General features: G+C 59.3%; 17 protein-coding genes. 10 read left to right on the top strand and 7 right to left on the bottom strand.

Features of this window, described 5'->3' with window-relative positions; translation table 11 throughout:
• Positions 1 to 241 precede the first annotated feature (241 nt).
• On the top strand, positions 242 to 1,813 hold the full coding sequence (locus FS819_RS13440; RefSeq protein WP_156551170.1) for a Re/Si-specific NAD(P)(+) transhydrogenase subunit alpha: 1,572 nt from the start codon (positions 242 to 244) through the stop codon (positions 1,811 to 1,813).
• Positions 1,814 to 1,829: 16 nt separating this feature from the next.
• Positions 1,830 to 3,263: an NAD(P)(+) transhydrogenase (Re/Si-specific) subunit beta gene (locus tag FS819_RS13435; RefSeq protein WP_156551125.1), complete on the top strand. Its 1,434-nt coding sequence runs from the start codon at positions 1,830 to 1,832 to the stop codon at positions 3,261 to 3,263.
• A 57-nt stretch (positions 3,264 to 3,320) separates the two neighbouring features.
• Here FS819_RS13435 and FS819_RS13430 read toward each other — a convergent pair whose 3' ends face one another.
• From FS819_RS13430 to uxaC, 7 genes are all read right to left on the bottom strand, one after another.
• Positions 3,321 to 4,853, bottom strand: a complete 1,533-nt coding sequence (locus FS819_RS13430) for a UxaA family hydrolase (protein ID WP_156551124.1) — start codon at positions 4,851 to 4,853, stop codon at positions 3,321 to 3,323.
• The gene (gene uxuA / locus FS819_RS13425) at positions 4,846 to 6,039 is read right to left on the bottom strand and encodes a mannonate dehydratase (protein ID WP_156551122.1); all 1,194 of its coding nucleotides are present in this window, start codon (positions 6,037 to 6,039) and stop codon (positions 4,846 to 4,848) included. Before uxuA ends, FS819_RS13430 begins: the two co-directional genes overlap by 8 nt.
• Positions 6,036 to 7,505: a mannitol dehydrogenase family protein gene (locus FS819_RS13420; protein WP_156551169.1), complete on the bottom strand. Its 1,470-nt coding sequence runs from the start codon at positions 7,503 to 7,505 to the stop codon at positions 6,036 to 6,038. Before FS819_RS13420 ends, uxuA begins: the two co-directional genes overlap by 4 nt.
• On the bottom strand, positions 7,483 to 8,229 hold the full coding sequence (kduD, locus tag FS819_RS13415) for a 2-dehydro-3-deoxy-D-gluconate 5-dehydrogenase KduD (protein WP_234624496.1): 747 nt from the start codon (positions 8,227 to 8,229) through the stop codon (positions 7,483 to 7,485). The genes FS819_RS13420 and kduD overlap by 23 nt, the downstream gene beginning before the upstream one ends.
• Positions 8,226 to 9,047 (bottom strand): 5-dehydro-4-deoxy-D-glucuronate isomerase, encoded by an 822-nt coding sequence (gene kduI, locus FS819_RS13410; RefSeq protein WP_156551121.1) that lies wholly within the window; start codon positions 9,045 to 9,047, stop codon positions 8,226 to 8,228. Before kduI ends, kduD begins: the two co-directional genes overlap by 4 nt.
• An 18-nt stretch (positions 9,048 to 9,065) precedes the next feature.
• The gene (locus FS819_RS13405) at positions 9,066 to 9,389 is read right to left on the bottom strand and encodes a cupin domain-containing protein (protein ID WP_197434186.1); all 324 of its coding nucleotides are present in this window, start codon (positions 9,387 to 9,389) and stop codon (positions 9,066 to 9,068) included.
• Between the two features lie 422 nt (positions 9,390 to 9,811).
• Complete coding sequence (gene uxaC, locus FS819_RS13400) at positions 9,812 to 11,218, bottom strand: glucuronate isomerase (RefSeq protein ID WP_156551117.1); 1,407 nt, start codon at positions 11,216 to 11,218, stop codon at positions 9,812 to 9,814.
• Between the two features lie 282 nt (positions 11,219 to 11,500).
• Between uxaC and FS819_RS13395 the strand changes: the two genes are divergently transcribed.
• The 8 genes from FS819_RS13395 (at position 11,501) to FS819_RS13360 (ending at position 19,673) form a co-directional block, all read left to right on the top strand.
• A complete protein-coding gene (locus FS819_RS13395; protein ID WP_156551115.1) occupies positions 11,501 to 12,196 on the top strand; it encodes a GntR family transcriptional regulator in 696 nt (231 codons plus the stop codon).
• Positions 12,197 to 12,211: 15 nt separating this feature from the next.
• The gene (locus tag FS819_RS13390; RefSeq protein ID WP_156551114.1) at positions 12,212 to 13,129 is read left to right on the top strand and encodes a sugar kinase; all 918 of its coding nucleotides are present in this window, start codon (positions 12,212 to 12,214) and stop codon (positions 13,127 to 13,129) included.
• 217 nt (positions 13,130 to 13,346) lie between these two features.
• Positions 13,347 to 14,399, top strand: a complete 1,053-nt coding sequence (locus FS819_RS13385) for a dipeptidase (protein ID WP_156551112.1) — start codon at positions 13,347 to 13,349, stop codon at positions 14,397 to 14,399.
• A 48-nt stretch (positions 14,400 to 14,447) separates the two neighbouring features.
• Complete coding sequence (locus FS819_RS13380) at positions 14,448 to 16,088, top strand: ABC transporter substrate-binding protein (protein ID WP_156551110.1); 1,641 nt, start codon at positions 14,448 to 14,450, stop codon at positions 16,086 to 16,088.
• A 15-nt stretch (positions 16,089 to 16,103) separates the two neighbouring features.
• A complete protein-coding gene (locus FS819_RS13375; RefSeq protein ID WP_156551108.1) occupies positions 16,104 to 17,171 on the top strand; it encodes an ABC transporter permease in 1,068 nt (355 codons plus the stop codon).
• Positions 17,168 to 18,094, top strand: a complete 927-nt coding sequence (locus FS819_RS13370) for an ABC transporter permease (protein WP_409050088.1) — start codon at positions 17,168 to 17,170, stop codon at positions 18,092 to 18,094. The genes FS819_RS13375 and FS819_RS13370 overlap by 4 nt, the downstream gene beginning before the upstream one ends.
• Positions 18,091 to 18,924: an ABC transporter ATP-binding protein gene (locus FS819_RS13365; protein ID WP_156551107.1), complete on the top strand. Its 834-nt coding sequence runs from the start codon at positions 18,091 to 18,093 to the stop codon at positions 18,922 to 18,924. Before FS819_RS13370 ends, FS819_RS13365 begins: the two co-directional genes overlap by 4 nt.
• Positions 18,921 to 19,673: an ABC transporter ATP-binding protein gene (locus tag FS819_RS13360; RefSeq protein WP_156551104.1), complete on the top strand. Its 753-nt coding sequence runs from the start codon at positions 18,921 to 18,923 to the stop codon at positions 19,671 to 19,673. Before FS819_RS13365 ends, FS819_RS13360 begins: the two co-directional genes overlap by 4 nt.
• The last annotated feature ends 3 nt before the right edge of the window (positions 19,674 to 19,676 follow it).

Here is a 19,676-nt window from a genome sequence, read left to right as displayed (position 1 = left end):
TTTCAAGAGGTGGCGGTTGTACACAGGTCGGCCAGACACTGGTGGTTTTGCCGGTTTGTCGGCAAAGCCGTGTTTATCGATAGTCGAACGTACCGAAAGCGTTAACAAAGGCTTGTTTTGCAATCGCGACCTCCCTTAAATGCCGCAGGCATGAGGTCATCATGTCACGGGGACGGGGGGGCGCGGAGGCTATAAGCTGGTGCGGTTCCCTCGTATCGAGGGTCAGGAGGTTTCCATGAGTTTGACAATAGGCTCACCAAAAGAATTATATGCTGGCGAAGCGCGCGTTGCGATGACGCCCGACAGCGCACAACAATTGCAGAAACTTGGCTATGCCTGCCTGATCGAGACGGGTGCTGGCAAGGCGGCGGGTTTTTCCGACGATGCCTACCGCAAAGCGGGCGTCACGGTTGCCGACAGCGCAGAGGCGCTTTACGCGCAGGCGGATGTGATTGCCAAGGTTCGTCCGCCGGAATCCTCTGAAGTGGAAAAGCTCGCGCCAGGCAAAACCCTGATCTCCTTCTTTTATCCCGCGCAGAATGCCGCGCTTCTGGAAGAAGCCAAGACCAAGGGTGCCAATGTTATCGCCATGGACATGGTGCCGCGTATCTCGCGCGCCCAGAAAATGGACGCGCTGTCCTCCATGGCCAATATTGCCGGTTATCGCGCTGTCATTGAGGCGGGCAATAATTTTGGCCGGTTCTTCACCGGTCAGGTCACGGCTGCGGGCAAGGTTCCGCCAGCCAAGGTGCTGATCATCGGTGCCGGTGTCGCCGGTCTTGCTGCCATCGGTACGGCAACCTCGCTCGGTGCCATCGTCTATGCGTTCGACGTTCGCCCTGAAGTGGCCGAGCAGATTGAGAGCATGGGCGCGCAGTTCGTCTATCTCGAATTCGAAGCCAGCCAGGATGGGGCCGCGACCGGTGGTTATGCTGCACCGTCCTCGCCGGAATTCCGCGAAAAACAATTGGCGAAATTCCGCGAGCTGGCCCCCGATATCGATATCGTCATCACCACGGCGCTGATCCCAGGCCGGGATGCACCAAAGCTGTGGCTGGCCGATATGGTGGCCTCCATGAAGCCCGGCTCTGTCATTATCGATCTGGCGGCTGAACGCGGCGGCAATTGCGACCTGACCGTGGCCGACCAGCGCGTGGTGTCCGACAATGGCGTTATTGTCATTGGTTACACGGATTTTCCGAGCCGGATGGCGGCGCAGTCCTCGACGCTTTATTCCACCAATATCCGCCATATGATGACGGATCTGACACCGGCCAAGGATGGCAAACTCGTCCATAACATGGAAGACGACGTTATCAGGGGTGCGACCGTGACCTTTGAAGGCGCGATCACCTATCCGCCACCGCCGCCCAAGGTGCAGGCGATTGCCGCTGCCAAGCCGAAGGAGAAGGTCAAGGAACTGACCCATGATGAAAAGCGGGCCAAGGAAGCTGCCGAGTTCAAGGCGCAGACCGCCAATCAGGTCAAGCTGCTGGCGATTGGCACGGCGGTGATGCTGTTGGTGGGTGCGTTTGCCCCGGTCAGCTTCATGAGCCATTTCATTGTGTTCGTTCTGGCCTGCTTCATTGGTTTCCAGGTCATCTGGGGTGTCAGCCATTCGCTGCACACGCCGCTGATGGCCCTGACCAATGCGATTTCCGGCATCGTCATTCTGGGTGCATTGCTCCAGATCGGCTCCGGCAATTGGCTGGTGGTGACACTGGCTGCACTGTCCGTGCTGATTGCGACGATCAATATCGTCGGCGGCTTCCTTGTGACACGGCGTATGCTCGCCATGTTCCAGAAGTCCTGAGGGGGAAGACGTTATTATGGCTATTGGTATTGTTTCTGCGGCCTATATTGCAGCCGCTGTGTTGTTTATCCTCTCGCTGGGTGGGCTTTCGGGCCAGGAAAGCGCCAAACGGGCCGTGTGGTACGGCATTGTCGGCATGGGCCTTGCGGTCATCGCCACGATTTTCGGCCCCGGCATTGGCCATTGGTTCATCATTGTGGTGATGATCGCTGGTGGCTCTGTGCTTGGCTATTACGTGGCAAACCGCGTGCAGATGACGGAAATGCCGCAGCTTGTGGCGGCACTGCATAGCTTTGTCGGTTTGGCCGCCGTGTTTATCGGCTATAACACCCATCTGGAAGAAGCCCATGTTGCCCGGCTGGACGAGACGGCGCGGGCCGCACTCACCGGCTTTGCCGCTATTCTCGCCCATAAACTGCCGGTGGAACTGTCGATCATGAAGGTCGAGGTGTTTCTCGGCGTCTTTATCGGTGCCGTCACCTTCACAGGCTCGGTCATTGCCTTCGGCAAGCTGGCTGGCAAGATCGATGGCAAGGCCAAGCAGTTGCCCGGCGGGCATATGCTCAACGCCGGTGCCGCCGCCTTGTCCTTCCTGCTGTTGATCGCCTATTTCTACGGCGCTGGTGCCTGGGCGCTGGTGCTGATGACGCTGCTGGCCTTCTTCATCGGCTATCACATGATCATGGGGATTGGCGGTGCCGATATGCCGGTGGTGGTCTCGATGCTCAACAGCTATTCCGGCTGGGCGGCAGCGGCGATCGGCTTTACGCTCGGCAATGACCTGCTGATCGTTACCGGCGCCTTGGTCGGCTCTTCCGGTGCGATCCTGTCTTATATCATGTGCAAAGCGATGAACCGGTCCTTCATCTCGGTCATTCTCGGTGGTTTCGGCACCACCACCGGTCCGGCCATGGAAATCGAGGGCGAACAGATCGCTATTGATGCGGAAGGCGTGGCCAATGCGCTGAACGAGGCCGAAAGCGTGATCATCGTCCCCGGCTACGGCATGGCGGTGGCGCAGGCCCAGCAGGCGGTGTCGGAACTCACCCGCAAGCTGCGTGACGCTGGCAAAAACGTGCGTTTTGCCATCCATCCGGTCGCAGGCCGTTTGCCGGGGCATATGAACGTGCTGTTGGCCGAAGCCAAGGTTCCCTATGATATCGTCATGGAAATGGACGAAATCAACGACGATTTCCCAAGCACCGACGTCGTCATCGTCATCGGCTCCAACGACATCGTCAACCCGGCAGCCGAAGAAGACCCCAACAGCCCGATTGCTGGCATGCCTGTCTTGCAGGTGTGGAAGGCCAAGCAGGTGTTCGTCTCCAAACGCGGCCAAGGCACCGGCTATTCCGGCATCGAGAACCCGCTGTTTTATAAGGAAAATACGCGGATGTTCTATGGTGACGCGAAGAAGTCGGTGAGTGAATTGCTGCCGATGATTAAGTAAGATTTGGCAGGTTTGAGAGATGTAAAGCCGGGTGGAAACGCCCGGCTTTTTGAATCGTCACATCACCGCCCCAACCTGCCAAGGCACAAACTCATTATCCCCCAGCCCCAGAATCTCCGACTTGGTCTTCTGCCCTGAAGCTGAGGCCATCACGAGATCGAGAATCTCCCGACCTTTTTGCTCCACCGAAATCCCGGCGCTGATGATGTCGCCGCAGTTGAGGTCCATGTCGTCGGGCATGTCCTCGTAGAGTTTGCTGTTGGTGGCAAGCTTGATGGTGGGGGTGGGCTTGGAGCCGAAGGCCGAGCCCCGGCCCGTGGTGAACACCAGCATCTGCGCGCCGCCAGCAATTTGGCCGGTGGCAGAGACCGGGTCGTAGCCGGGGGTGTCCATGAAGACGAAGCCGGGGGTTTCGATCCGTTCTGCGTAGTTCAGCACGTCGGTCAGCGGCGTGCTGCCTGCTTTGGCGGAAGCGCCAAGTGATTTTTCCAGAATGGTGGTCAGTCCGCCCAGTTTGTTGCCAGGGCTGGGGTTGTTGTCCATCGAGCCCCGGTTCATTTTCGTATAGTCTTCCCACCAGCGAATGCGGGCGATCAGCTTCTCGCCGATTTCGCTTGATGCGGCGCGGCGCAGCAGCAATTGTTCAGCACCGTAGATCTCAGGGGTTTCCGAGAGAACCACCGTGCCGCCCAGGCCGACCAGCAGGTCGGAGGCGATGCCGAGCGCCGGATTGGCGGTGATGCCGGAAAATCCGTCCGAGCCGCCACATTGCAGCGCCAGTTTCAGTTCTGAGGCCGGGATCGGCTGGCGCTTGATGGCATTGACCACGGGCAGGATGGATTTGATGTGGTCTACCAGATGCGCGATGGTCGCAGCGGTGCCGCCACTGTCCTGGATGGTCAGGCCGAAGAACCGGTTTTCGTCATTACCACCATAGAGCATTTTCATCCGGGCGAGCTGCATGACTTCGCAACCCAGGCCGACAAAAACAGCAGCGCCGACATTGGGATGGGTGGCATAGCCCCAGAGCACCCGTTGCAGAATATCGGCCCCTTCGCCGCCCGCATCCATGCCGCAGCCAGTGCCATGGGCAAAGGCGGCGACCCCGTCGATATCAGGGTAATCGTCGAGAATGCCAGAGCGGTTGATGTCATCGGCAGCGCGCCGGATGACTGTGGCGGAACAGTTAACAGTAGCGCAGATGGCGATGAAATTGCGCGTTCCCGCCTGACCATTCGCCCGGCGATAGCCCATGAATGTCTCAGGTTTCACAACGGGAATGGCGGCCAGCGCCTTCTGGTAATCGGCACCCACCTCATACTGCTGGTCATGAGCGCCGAAGGAACAGTTGTCGGTATGTACATGCTCACCCGCCCGGATCGGGCGGCTGGCATAGCCAATCACCTGTCCGAACTTGATGATATTGCCACCCGCATTCATATCCAGCCGGGCAATCTTGTGGCCACGTGCTACCGGATGATCAAGGGCCAGGCCAAACCCAAGCGGCTGCGCGCCTGCCGGGGCGGGATTGGTCAGGATGGCGACGGTGTCATCCGGGTGCAGCAGCACTGTCCCTGTCCCTTCAGCCATAATGGACATGTCCGTGAGAGAGGGCGCGAATGACCCCGCGCAGTTCCGCCAACCCGCGCAGCCGCCCGACCAGCGGATAGCCGGGATGGGTGCCACGGCTGACATCGTCAAGCAATTCGTGGCCATGATCCGGCCGGAAGGGAATGTCGAAATCGGCGCGACCGTCTGCCTTGCGGCGGCGCTCTTCGGCAATCAGCACCGCAATCAGCGTCACCATGTCGGTATCGCCATCCAGATGCGCGGCCTCCTGAAAGGAACCGTCCTTCTCCTTGGCCACATTGCGCAGATGGGCAAAATGGATGCGCTCGGCAAAGCGTGCGGCAATGGCTGGAACATCGTTTTTCGGATTGGCCCCCAGCGAGCCCGCGCACAGCGTCAAGCCGTTGGCATGAGCCGGTTGCTGTTCCATGATCCAGGCAATGTCGTCTTCGCAGGAGACGATGCGCGGCAGGCCGAGAATATCACGCGGCGGATCGTCGGGATGCGCGCAAAACCGCATACCAAGCTCTTCCGCCGTCGGGATGACCTCGGCGAGGAAGCGGGCATAGTTGGCGCGGATCTCATCGCGGCTGATGCCGTGATAACGCTTCAGCGCCTCGCGCAACCCGCTTATGTCGTAGCGGTCGAACGCGCCGGGCAGGCCGGACATGATGCTGTTTAACAGGTTCTGCCGCAGGCCCTCGCTGGAGGCGTCGAACCAGGCCTTGGCGGCCTCACGCACCTCTGGCGAATAGTCGTTTTCAGCACCGTCGCGCTCCAGCATATGGATCTCGAAAGCGGCCATATGCGGTTCGGAAAACCGCAGGGCGGTACCGCCGCGCGCCACCGGCGCATCCAGCTGGGTGCGGGTCCAGTCGAGCAATGGCATGAAATTATAGCAGATCGTGTGGATACCAGCATCCGCCAGATTCTTCATCGATTGGCGGTAATTGGAAAATAGCCGTTCAAGATCGCCTTCGCCGCGCTTGATATCCTCATGGATCGGCAGGCTTTCCACCACATTCCAGGTCAGGCCCAAGCCGCTATTGGCGATCTCGTCGCGGCGGGCCGCAATGGCATCCCTGCTCCAGACTTCACCATAGGGTATTTCGTGCAGCGCGTTGACGATGCCGGAGGCGCCGGTCTGGGCGACCTCGGTCAGGGTAATGCGGTCAAAGGGGCCGTACCAACGCCAGCTCTCTTTCATGCGGACATGTCCTTTACTGTTTGTCTTGAACCTTTGGCGGCGAGGCTTTGATAGGCCGTGGTCAGCGCGTTGCGGAAGGTCGTGTTTTCGGCAAGCGATTGAGGGAAAATCTCCCGCACCGCCAAAAGGGCCGCCACCTTGTCGGCAGGCTCGGCAGCGCCATCGCTCAGGTTTTTTAACCGCGCGGCCAGCGGGTCGCGGACGTCGATTGCGTCGCCCTTTTCATCCACGCCACCAACATAGCGCATCCAGGCGGCAACGGCCAAAGCCAATCCCTTGATCGGCCGGTTGGCCGCGAGGTTCTCCGTCAGGGTGCCGAGAATCCGCTGCGGCAGTTTTTGCGATCCGTCCATGGCAATCTGCCAGGTGCGGTGGCGGATGGCGGGATTGGCGTAACGGTCAAACAGCGCCTGCGTATAGTCGCCAAGGCTCACGCCCGGTGGAGCTTTCAGGCCGGGGGTGATTTCTGCGTCCCACAGCATTTTGCAAAACCGGGCAAAGACCGGATCGGCCACCGTCTGGGCAATGGTTTCATGACCGGCGAGATAGCCGAGATAGGCAAGCGACGAATGGGTGCCGTTCAGGCAGCGCAGTTTCATATGCTCGAAGGGCGTCACATCCTCGACCAGCTCGACGCCGACCTTGCCGAGATCCGGTCTTGCGCCATCAACGAAATGGTCTTCCACCACCCATTGCCGGAAAGGCTCATGCATGACGGGGGAAAGATCCAGCACGCCGGTGATCTGCGCCAGCCGGTTGATATCCTCGGGCTTGGTGGCAGGCACGATCCGGTCCACCATGGTCGAGGGAAAAGCGCCTTCACTGGCAATCCAGACTTGAAGATCGGATGAGATCAGCCCGGCCAGCTCAAGCACGACGCCGCGCACCACCTTGCCGTTTTCCGGCAGGTTGTCGCAGCACAGCACCGTGAAGGGACGCAGGCCCGCCGCATGACGTTTTTCCAACGCCCGCACCAGAAAGCCGAGGGCGGAGAGGGGAGCTTCCGGATGGGCCAGATCATGCTGGATGTCGGGATGGTTGCGGTTCAGCTTACCGGTGGAGGGTTCGTGGCAATAGCCTTTTTCCGTCACCGTCAGGCTGACGATCCTGACAGCCGGATCGCTCATCGCGTCGATCACGGCTGTCGGGTTTTCCCGTGCCACCAGCACATCGTTGATCACGCCGATCATATGCGGCGTTTCGCCGTTTGACCCAAGCTCAACAGCGGTATAGGCGAAATCCTGGGGGGCGAGCGAATCGCGCTGGTCGGGCCGCATCAGGCTGACGCCAACGATGCCCCAGTCCCCGCCGGATTTCTCCATGGCCTGTTCGATATAGATCGCCCCATGGGCACGGAAAAAGGCACCAAGACCGAGATGGACGATACCTGTCTGCGGTCTGGTGCCATCGGGGCGGTGCAGCCGTTGCGGATTGGCGGACATATCAGCGGGCAAGCCAGCCTCCATCGACATTGAGAATGGCGCCATGGATATATTTGGCAGCCCTTGAGGAAAGAAACACCGCAGCGCCGCCAATGTCTTCGGCCTCGCCCCAGCGACCCGCCGGAATGCGCTCCAGAATGGCCTTGTTGCGGGCCGCGTCATTGCGCAGCGCCTCGGTATTGTTGGTTTCGATATAGCCGGGGGCAATGGCGTTGACATTGATGCCCTTGGCCGCCCATTCATTGGCGAGCAGCTTGGTCAGCCCGGCGACACCGCTTTTCGACGCCGTGTAGGATGGCACCCGGATACCGCCCTGGAAGGACAGCATCGAGGCAATATTGACGATCTTGCCGCCCGCTTCGCGGGCAAACAAGGCCTTGGCAAAGGCCTGGCAGAGGAAGAACATCGCCTTCAGGTTGACATCCATCACCGCGTCCCAATCGGCCTCGGTGAAATCCACCGCATCGGCGCGGCGAATGATACCGGCATTGTTGACGAGAATATCAACCGTGCCGAGATCTTCGAAAATGCCGCTGCCGGCCATCGGGTCTGACAGGTCGAGGGTGAGGCCGGACGCCTTGCCACCGGCATTGGTGATCTGCTCGACAGTTTCCGTCACTGGCGAACGGCCCGCGCAAATCACGCTGGCGCCAGCCCCGGCCAGCGACAGGGCAATGGCCTGGCCGATGCCGGTATTGGCGCCTGTCACCAGTGCCGTCTTGCCCTTGAGGGAAAACAGATCGCTCACTTCAGCGTCTCCATCGACACCACTTCGACATCCTTATAATCGACATTGTCACCGGCCATCGCCCAGATGAAGGTGTAATTGGCGGTGCCTGCGCCCGAATGGATCGACCAGGGCGGCGAGATCGCACCTTCCTCGTTTTTCAGCACCAGATGCCGGGTCTCATCCGGCTCGCCCATCATATGGAAGGCGCGCTGGCCTTCCGGCAGGTCGAAATAGAGATAGGCTTCCATGCGCCGGTCATGGACATGGGCAGGCATGGTGTTCCAGACGGAGCCGGGGGCAAGCTTGGTCATGCCGACCACCAGTTGGCAGGCCTTCATCACATCAGGATGCACGAACTGGTAGATGGTGCGCTCATTGGAGGTTGCCTGCGAGCCGAGCGTCACATTGGCGGCTTCCTCAATCTTGATGAGGCGCGAGGGATAGGTGTGGTGGGCCGGGGCCGACAGAATGTAGAAACGGCCAGCACCTGAAAAACTGATCTTGCCCGCGCCCATGCCGAGATAGAGCATGTCGCCCTTACCCATTTCATAGGTGTCATCCGCCTCGACCGTGCCTGTGCCGCCGATGTTGACGACGACAAGTTCGCGCCGGTCGAGAATGGAGGCGGTGCCGCATTCCTTCACATGGTCCAGCACCAGCGGAGAGCCGCCCGGCACCGCACCGCCGACGATCATCCGGTCGTAATGGGTATAGATCAGCCGGATTTCGCCCTCCGCAAAAATATCGCCGACATGGAAATGCTTGCGCAGGGCCGTGGTGTCGAAGCCTTTGGCGGTCTGCGGGTCGATAGCGTGGCGGGTTTCAACGGTCAGCATGGCTTTACTCCTCAAATATCAAAGAAAATTGTCACGCCGGGGCGTGAATGTGTCGATAAGCACGCAGGGATCGATGGCCCGGCAGCCGTGAAAGGCAAGGGAGGGAATAACGAAACTGTCGCCGGGGCCGACGGTGAACGTCTCGTCGCCGATGGAAAATTCGAACCGGCCGGACTGAACATAGGTGGATTGCACATGCGGGTGATGGTGCCGCAGGCCCTCCGCACCCTTGGCGAAGGTGAATTTCACCACCATCAGGTCTGGGCTGTCGGAGAGAACCTGGCGGGTCACCCCGTGGCCGGCTTCGACCACCGGAAAGGTCCTGACAAAGTCTGTATCCATGGCTGGCTGCTCCTCCATCGAGGCTATCTGGTTCAGTCTGAACCCACAGGACGCGACGCAAAGGTCTTGACACGACGCAAAGGTCTTGCGGCTTTGCCGCCCCCCTCATCCGGCTGCCGCCACCTTCTCCCCGATGGGGAGAAGGTGGCGGCAGCGCCCAGCGCTTTCTCTGGTGCTGCAAAGAGCGAGTAAAGCCCTTTTCCAACATCAGAATAAGGCTGATTGCTATCGCCTTGGCCTCTTCTCCCCAGCGGGGAGAAGTCCCCGGCAGGGGGATGAGGGGGGGCGAAGCCGATAAACCCTTTGGGCGTGTACCGTGGTCTGAACCAGAAAACCTCTCGCTTTCCTTTGTTTTCGTTTGTCTTTTCGGGAAAATCGGTATCCACTTTTCCCTGAAAAACGCTAGGACCCGCTGCTCCTCATCAGAGCCGATAGGCCTTTTTCGCCAATCCATAGGCGAGATCGCTAGCCAGTTCCTGGGCTTCGTCCTCCTCCAGACGGCCCGTCAGCACCAGTTCGGCCAGATAGGCGCAATCCACCCGCCGGGCCACATCATGGCGGGCCGGGATGGAGCAGAAGGCGCGGGTATCGTCGTTGAAGCCGACGGTATTGTAGAAACCGGCGGTCTCTGTGGTGGTCTCGCGGAAGCGGCGCATGCCATCAGGGCTATCGAAGAACCACCAGGCGGGGCCGAGCTTCAGGGCCGGATAGGCACCTGCCAACGGCGCCAGTTCGCGCGAATAGCTAGTTTCGTCCAGCGTGAAGAGAATGACCGTCAGATCCTTTTCCATGCCGACCGCATCCAGCAGGGGTTTAAGCGCCCTGACGTAATCGGTGCGGGTCGGGATATCGAAGCCCTTGTCGCGGCCATGTTTTGCCATGATGCCGGCGGAATGGTTGCGGTAGGAACCGGGATGGATTTGCAGCACCAGCCCGTCTTCCAGGCTCATCCTGGCCATTTCCGTCAGCATGTGGCCACGGAAGGCATCGGCCTCATCGGGGGTGATCCGCCCGGTCAGCGCCTTATCGAATAGCGCCTTGGCCTGATCCTGGGGCAGGTCCTCGGTGCGGGCCGTGGGGTGCCCGTGGTCGGAACTGGTGGCGCCGTAGGTTTTGAAGAAGGCGCGGCGGTTGCGATGCGCCTCCAGATAGCCGCTCCAACTGGTGGCATCGACATTAGCCAATTGCCCGAACCGCTCGATATTGGTGGTAAAACCTTCAAACTGCGGATCGACCACCGGGTCTGGCCGATAGGCGGTGACGACGCGGCCGTTCCAGCCGGAGGCGCGGATCGCCTCATGCCATTTCAACTCGTCCAGCGGGCTTTCCGTGGTGGCGATCACTTCGATATTGAAGCGTTCGAACAGGGCGCGGGGGCGAAATTCCGGCTTTATCAGGCATTCGGCGATATGGTCATAGGTCTGGTCCGCCGTCTGCTCCGACAGCCGGGTCGTGAGGCCGAACACGTCTTCGAAGGCATGCTCCAGCCACATGCGGCTGGGCGTGGCGCGAAACAGGTGGAAGTTTTCGGCAAACAGCCGCCAGATCTTGCGGCCATCGGTTTCCGTCATGCCGCCATCGACACGCGGCACGCCAAGCGCCGTAAGGTCGATACCCTGGGAATAAAGCATGCGAAACACATAATGGTCTGGCACCACAAAAAGCTGGGCCGGATCGGGAAAAGCTTCATTTTCCGCAAACCAGCGCGGGTCGGTATGACCATGCGGACTGACGATGGGCAGGTCGCGGACCGTGTCGTAAAGCGTGCGCGTCAGCGTGCGTGCTGTGGGATCAAGGGGAAAAAGCCTGTCTGGATGAAGCAATGCCATGGTCTCCGCGTGCGCCCCGTAATTCTAGTAGTGCATAATATCGCAAGCCGATTTCGACACGGCGTATTATGGCTTAAAACAACTGCCGCCCCTTGCATTGGCCGTCGTCTTTTGATCGATGGCCTTGGCGATGACAGTGGTGGCGAAACGCAATTGCATTCCGCCGTCAATCTAATATGTTAGTATGCAAATTGTGTCAATCCGGTCCGGGGAGTGATCTCCGGCCTCTGGTGGGGCGAAGACGTAATGGAGTGGCAATGGCGGTGGTAATAGGAGGGTGGGATGATTGATACGGTCAATGTGCGCACGCTGGACGTTCAGCGGCAACCTTCGGTCACCGAGCAGGTCTTCGAGCTGTTATACCGGCAGGTGGTTGAACTGGAGCTGCCGCCGGGCGCAAAATTATCGGAAGTGGATGTTGCCAAGCAGATGGGCGTGTCTCGCCAGCCGGTGCGCGATGCCTTCTATCGCCTGTCCCAGCAGGGCTTCCTGATGATCCGCCCGCAACGGGCAACCGTGGTGACGCATATTTCCGAACGCGGCGTCTTGCAGGCCCGCTTCATCCGCACGGCACTGGAAATGGAAACCGTGCGGGCCGCCGCCGAGCGTTTGAGCGAGGAGCAGATCGCGGCGCTGGACGACCTGGTACAGCGGCAGATCAAAGCCATGGACGCTGGCAACAAGATGCTGTTTCACGAGTTGGACGACGAGTTTCATCGGCAGATCTGTAAGATGTCGGGCCATGAATTCGCCTGGGCCCTGATCCGCGACAGCAAGGCGCATATGGACCGAATCCGCTATCTCAGCCTTGCTTTTGGTGCGCAAAGCGCCATTGACGACCATATCGAGATCATGGCTGCGTTGAAGGCACGTGATGGCGACCGGGCCGCGGCCAACATGCGTGTTCATCTGTCACGCATCCTGTCGATCATCAGCCGTATCCGCGAAAGCCACGGCCAGTATTTCGCGACCGAATGAGGGTGGCAGGATAATATGAGCAATAGACGGATCTTGACCATCGGCGAATGCATGGTGGAAATGGCGCCCCGCGAAGACGGTGCCTATCATCGCAATTTCGCTGGCGATACATTCAACACCGCCTGGTATCTGCGCCGCCTTATGGGCGCTGACGATGTGGTGGATTACTGCTCGGCCATCGGCGTCGATGGCATTTCGCAGGCCATGCTCACCTTCATGCAAGCGGCGGGTATAGGCACAGGGCATTTGCGCCGTCTGGAGGATGCGACGGTCGGGCTTTATATGATCGAGCTTGCCAATGGAGAGCGCAGTTTCAGCTATTGGCGCGGCCAGTCCGCCGCCAAGCGCCTGGCAGACGATCGGCAGTTCCTTTTAGAGGCCGTACGGGGTCGCGATCTCATCCTGTTTTCCGGCATTACCCTCGCCATCCTGTCCCCGGCGGGCCGCCAGCAATTGCTGGAGGTTTTGGCAGAGGCACGCGATGCCGGCAGCCTGATTGCTTTCGATCCTAATATGCGCGCCCGGCTTTGGCCGGACCGTGACAGCATGTGCGATGCGGTTTCGCATGCGGCCAAGGTTGCCGATATCGTCCTGCCGTCCTTTGACGAGGATGGGCCGAATTTCGACGATGCCACACCAGAGGCGACGATTATCCGATACCGGAAAGCAGGTGCGGCAACGGTGGTGGTCAAGAATGGCGCGGGCCGTGTGCATGCCTTTGACGCCACGCAAGGGCCATTGACATTCGATCCCGTGCCGGTTGCCGATCTCGTGGATACGACGGCGGCGGGCGACAGTTTCAATGCCGGTTTCCTGTCGGCCCGCCTTTCGGGTGTGGCGATGGCTGAGGCGGTGGCGCAGGGGGCTGCCGTTTCCGCTCAGGTGATCCGTAAGCGGGGCGCCCTGGTGGAGATTGAAAATATCCGTCGATAGGTGGAGATTATGAAAAGGCGCTTGCGAACACCGATGTCGCAAAAATGCTCGCTTCTTTGTGTTGCGAAGCAACTTATTTTCGCTTGAACCCTTGCAGCTTTTGATTCTACTCTGCTCCTAAAATAGGAGATTGGCGATATTTCTCTTTTTTGTCATAGGCTTGTGTATTTTGACAAAAAGAACTGGCCAGTCGCAATGCGTCAAAAGGTGAGTGTCCATGCAATTGGTTTTCGACGGGCACAATGATGTCCTCCTGCGCTTGTGGAGGGCTCATGCAGCGGGCGTCGATCCTGTGCGGCAATTCATCGATGGTACCCGCGAAGGTCATATCGATGCGCCACGCGCCCGCCGGGGTGGGCTCGGTGGTGGTCTCTGCGCGATTTACATTCCCTCCGACGGCGATTTCGTGCTGACCGAACCGGATCACAGGGGCCATTACAATACCCCTGTTGATAAGCCTCTGGCGCGGGCATCGTCCCTGGATATCGCCTTGCAGATGGCCGCCATTGCTCTGCGGCTCGAGCGGGCTGGCGGCTGGCGGCTGTGCCGCTCGACATCGGATATTCGCGCTGCCATGACTGACGGCACCTTTGCCGCCGTGCTGCATATGGAAGGCTGCGAGGCCATCGATGCCGATCTGGCCGCACTTGAGGTGTTTTACCAGGCGGGCCTGCGCACACTCGGCCCGGTCTGGAGCCGCCCGAATATTTTCGGCCATGGCGTTCCCTTCGCCTTTCCAATGTCGCCGGATACCGGTCCGGGTCTGACCCCGCTTGGCTTTGAACTGGTGAAAGCCTGCGACCGGCTGGGCATTGCCCTCGACCTTGCCCATATCACCGAAAAGGGCTTTTGGGACGTGGCGAAAACCTCCGACAAGCCATTGATCGCCAGCCATTCCAATGCGCACGCGCTGACACCGGTGGCCCGCAACCTGACCGACCGGCAGATGGATGCGATCCGCGAGCGCAAGGGCATCGCTGGCCTCAACTACGCGGTGACCATGCTGCGCTCCGACGCCCGCGATTTTGCCGAGACCCCGCTGTCAGATATGGTGCGCCATATCGATTACATGGTGGAACGCATGGGCATCGATTGCGTCGGCCTTGGCTCCGATTTCGATGGTTGTACCGTGCCCGGTGCAATCGGCGATGCCAGTGGTAACCAGAGGTTGCTTGAAGCGTTGCAATCGGCTGGATACGGTGATGCAGATATTGCTAAGATTGCCCATGAAAACTGGCTGCGTGTGCTGGGGACGGCCTGGGGCGAGTAATCCGGCATCTGTCGGCGATCATTGATTTTAAAAAAAGGGGACGGGACCATGACCATGACATTGACGCGCCGCAGGCTGATGACCACGGCCAGTGCTGTTCTGGCATTGGGAGTTGCAGGCGTGCCGCGCGCTTTTGCTGCGACGCCGAAGGATACGTTGGTCGAGGCCTGGGCGTTTGACGACATCATCACCATGGACCCGGGCGAGGCTTTCGAAATCTCCGCCGCAGAAGTCACCGGCAATACCTATGATACGCTGGTAAAGCTGAATATTGCCGATACCTCGACCGTGGCGCCGGGCATTGCGGAAAGCTGGAGCGCTTCTGAAGACGGCCTGACTTATACGTTCAAGATCAAGTCTGGCATCAAGTTCGCCTCCGGCAACCCGATCACTGCGGAAGACGTGGCCTATTCTTTTGAACGGGCTGTCAAGCTCAACAAGAACCCGGCTTTCATCCTCCAGCAGTTCGGCCTGAGTGGGGACAATGTCGCGGAAAATGCCAAGGCAGTCGATGCCTCGACCTTCCAGTTCAAGGTGGATAAGCCTTATGCGACCAGCTTCGTGCTGAACTGCCTGACCGCGACCGTCGGCGCCATCGTCGACAAGAAACTGGTCCAGAGCCATGCGGTAGCCGTGACGGTTTCCAAGGATTATCCCTATGACACCGATTTCGGCAATGGCTGGTTGAAGACCAATTACGCTGGCTCCGGTCCTTTCAAACTGCGCGAATGGCGTGCCAATGAATTGGTCGTGCTGGAGCGTAATGATAATTATTATGGTGAAAAGGCCAAGCTGAAGCGGGTCATCTACCGCTTCCTGAAGGAAAGCTCCGGCCAACGTCTGGCGCTGGAATCCGGTGACGTCGATGTGGCGCGTAACCTTTCGCCCACGGACTTTACCGCGATTGCCAATGCGAAAAATATCAAGACTGACTCTGCCCAGAAGGGTACCGTCTACTATCTCGGTCTCAACCAGAAAAACCAGTATCTCTCCAAGCCGGAAGTCCGCCAGGCCATCAAATATCTTGTCGATTACGATGCCATTGGCGCAACCCTCATCAAGGGAGTCGGCACTGTGCATGAGTCCTTCCTGCCCAAGGGCATTCTTGGCTCGATTGATGACCAACCCTATAAGCTGAATGTTGCGAAGGCCAAGGAACTGTTGGAAAAGGCAGGTCTTAAGGATGGCTTCAAAGTCACCATGGATGTGCGCTCCATCGAGCCGATGACCAGCATCGCCCAATCCATGCAGCAAACCTTCGCGCAGGCGGGCATCACGCTGGAACTCATTCAGGGTGATGGTAAGCAGACGCTGACTAAGTACCGCGCTCGCAACCATGACATCTATATCGGGGATTGGGGTGCCGATTATTGGGACCCGCATTCCAATGCCGAAACCTTTACCAGCAATCCTGATAATTCCGACACGCCGAAATCCAAGACACTCGCCTGGCGCAACGCCTGGGATGTGCCTGAATTGACCAAGGAAACCAGCGAAGCCCTGCTGGAGCGTGACACGCCGAAGCGCAAGGCGATGTATGAAGACTTGCAGCGCAAGGTTCTGGCAGATGGTCCGTTTGTGATCATCTATCAAAAAACGGAAATTGCTGGCTATAGAGCCAATGTTCAGAATTATAAGCTTGGCCCGACCTTCGACAGCAACCTCAAGAACATGATTTCCAAGGATTGATCAGGAGCAGGGCTCTTGGCTCTCACCACAATACAAGCATCAGCCGGTCGCAGGCGCGACCGGCAGTTTAAGCGTTTGAAGGCAGTTGCGGGATTTTTCGTGACTGTTGCGACGACCTATCTCGGCCTTCTGGCGGTGACGTTCTTCATCGGTCGGGTGATCCCGATCGATCCGGTTCTTGCTGTTCTGGGGGACCGTGCGCCGCAGGCGGTCGTCGAACAGACGCGCCGGGCAATGGGGTTGGATCAACCGCTCTATTACCAGTTCTTCGTCTATATAAAACAAGTGCTCTCGGGCGATTTCGGCACGTCGGTTCTGACAACCAATCCTGTCATGACCGATATCGCCAGGTTTTTTCCGGCAACTGTTGAGCTTGCAACGGTCGGTACGATCATCGGCGCGGTGATTGGCCTTCCCTTAGGCGTTCTGGCCGCAGTCAAGCGCGGCAGCCTTGCGGACCAGATTGTCCGGGTCATCGGTTTGATCGGCTATTCCGTGCCAATCTTCTGGCTCGGCCTGCTGGCGCTGCTGTTTTTCTATGCCAAGCTGCAATGGGTGGCCTATCCCGGGCGGATGGACGTGGTCTATGAATATGACCTGATACCCGTCACCGGTTTCTACCTGCTTGATGCGGCCATGCAGGGCCAATGGGAGATCCTCTGGGATCTGTTTCGCCATATCATCTTGCCAGGCGCGCTGCTCGGCTATTTCTCACTTGCCTATATCAGCCGCATGACCCGCTCCTTCATGCTCAACGAACTGTCGCAGGAATATATCGTGGCGGCTCGCGCCAAGGGCCTGTCCGAAAGCCGGATCATCTGGTTCCACGCCTTGCGTAATGCCGCTGTGCCGCTGCTGACGGTGATTGCCCTGTCCTATGCCGGTCTGCTGGAAGGCTCGGTACTAACAGAGACGATCTTCTCCTGGCCGGGCATCGGTCTTTACATCACCAATTCGCTGCAAAATGCCGATATGAATGCAGTGTTGGGCGGAACCATCATTATCGGTTCGGTTTTTATCGCCATCAACATCCTGTCTGATCTCCTTTACAAGACCCTTGACCCGAGGACGCGCAGCCGATGATGACGCCCTCAGATAATATGTCCCTTCGTGAGTGGCTGCTGTCGGACCGGCCCCAATCGCGCCGGCAGGCTCGGCTTGGCCGTGCCTATGTGATCTGGCGGCAGTTTTCGGCCAATCGGCTGGCGCTGCTGGGGCTTGGAATCATTATCGCGCTCATTCTGGTTGCGGCTTTTGCCGATCTGCTCGCCACTCACAATCCGGTGCAGGGTGATCTTGCCAATGCAAGGTTGATGGCGCCGGGCACCGGCGGTTTCTGGCTCGGCAGCGACGATCAGGGTCGCGACATCTATTCCCGGTTGATCTACGGGTCGCGGCTGACATTGATGGTGGTGGTGCTGGTGGCCATCATCGCTGCACCCATCGGTCTGCTGGTCGGCACGGTGGCCGGTTATGCGGGTGGCTGGGTCGATGCGGTACTGATGCGGCTGACCGATATTTTCCTGGCCTTTCCGAAGCTCGTTCTGGCTCTGGCGCTGGTCGCAGCCCTCGGCCCCGGCATTGAAAACGCCATTCTGGCCATCGCCGTCACCTCCTGGCCGCCCTATGCGCGGATTGCCCGGGCGGAAACGCTGACGGTGCGCAATTCCGATTATATCTCTGCCGTCAAGCTGATGGGCGCCTCTCCCTTTCGCATCGTGCTGCGTCACATCATGCCGCTCTGTCTGTCCTCGCTGATCGTTCGCGTCACGCTGGATATGGCGGGCATTATCCTGACGGCTGCCGGTCTTGGCTTTCTAGGCCTTGGTGCTCAGCCGCCTCTGCCGGAATGGGGGGCGATGATTGCCGATGGCCGTCGCTTCATTCTCGATCAATGGTGGGTTGCCGCCATGCCGGGCTTTGCCATCCTTATCGTCAGCCTTGGCTTCAACCTGCTGGGCGACGGCCTGCGCGATGCGCTGGACCCGAAGGAGGCCGGACAATGAGCGCGCTGCTGACGGTGGACAATCTCAAGGTCAGTTTTCCGACCCGCACGGGTCTGGTGGAAGCCGTGCGCGGCGTGTCCTTCACGCTTGGCAAAGAGCGGTTGGGCATTGTTGGCGAATCCGGCTCCGGCAAATCCCAGACCGGACGGGCGATCATGGGTCTCACCCCCGCCCATGCGCGGATCACCGCCGATAAACTCCATTTCGGCGATACGGATCTGCTGGCGATTTCGGCATCCAAGCGCCGGGCGTTGCGCGGCAAGCGGATGGCGATGATCCTTCAGGACCCCAAGTATTCGCTAAACCCGGTTATGCCGATTGGCAAACAGATCGTCGAGACCTTGTTGACCCATGAGCGGATGACCGGAAAGCAAGCCCGGCACAGGGCGCTGGCCATGCTGGAAGCGGTGCAGATCCGCGATCCCGAACGGGTGTTCAAGCTCTATCCGCATGAGGTTTCCGGCGGCATGGGCCAGCGGGTAATGATCGCCATGATGCTGGTCTGCGGGCCGGAACTGCTGATTGCCGATGAGCCGACCTCGGCGCTGGATGTGACGGTGCAGCTGGAAGTGCTCGATATTCTCGACATGCTGGTGCGTGAGCGCGGCATGGGGCTGATTTTTGTCAGCCATGATTTGCGGCTGGTGTCTTCCTTCTGCGACCGGGTGCTGGTGATGTATGCGGGCCGTGTTGTCGAGGAACTGAATGCGGCCAACCTGTCCGAGGCCAAACACCCCTATACCCAGGGCCTGCTGAATTGCCTGCCGCGCCTGGAAGGCAACCAACATCCGCTGCCGGTCTTGCAGCGTCAGGTGGAGTGGGCGCAATGAGCAAGGCCCTTGTTGTTGAAGAGATGGGCGTGCGCTTTGATGAGTTTCTGGCGCTGGACGGGGTCAGCATTGCCGTTGAACAGGGCGAGAGCTTTGGTCTGGTCGGGGAATCCGGCTCTGGAAAATCGACGCTGCTGCGGGCGATTGCCGGGCTGAATACCTTTGAGAGTGGCAAGCTGACTGTCGATGGCAAGAGCTATGACAGCAGGCAGCGCGACAAAAGCTTTTATCGCACCGTACAAATGGTGTTCCAGGACCCTTACGGCTCGCTGCATCCGCGCCAGACGGTGGACCGGCTCCTACTGGAGCCTTTGGCCGTGCATGGATTTTCGGATGTCGATAGCCGCATTGCCCGCGCTCTGGATGAGGTTGGTCTTGGCTCCGGCTTCCGCTTCCGGTTTTCGCACCAGCTGTCTGGCGGCCAGCGCCAGCGCATAGCCATTGCCCGCGCCTTGATCGTTGAGCCAAAAATCCTGCTGCTGGATGAGCCAACCTCGGCGCTCGACGCCTCGATCCAGGCGGAAATCCTCAATCTCCTCGAACAGGCCCGCAAGGATCGCGGCCTGACCTTTCTGATGGTCAGCCACGATCTGGCTGTTATCAGCCATATGTGCGACCGGCTGGCGGTGATGCGCACCGGGCAGGTGGTGGAAGTCATGGATGTCGAAGCGCTACGCCGACGCGATGTGCAGGTGGATTATACACGGCAATTGATGCTGGCGAGTGAGGGGTTTCGGCGCAAAAGCTGATCG

This window comes from Allorhizobium sp. Av2 (assembly GCF_021462805.2).
Taxonomy (GTDB): domain Bacteria; phylum Pseudomonadota; class Alphaproteobacteria; order Rhizobiales; family Rhizobiaceae; genus Allorhizobium; species Allorhizobium vitis_G.
The sequence above is the reverse complement of the archived record's forward strand: the minus strand, read 5'-3'. Positions and strand labels throughout refer to the sequence as shown.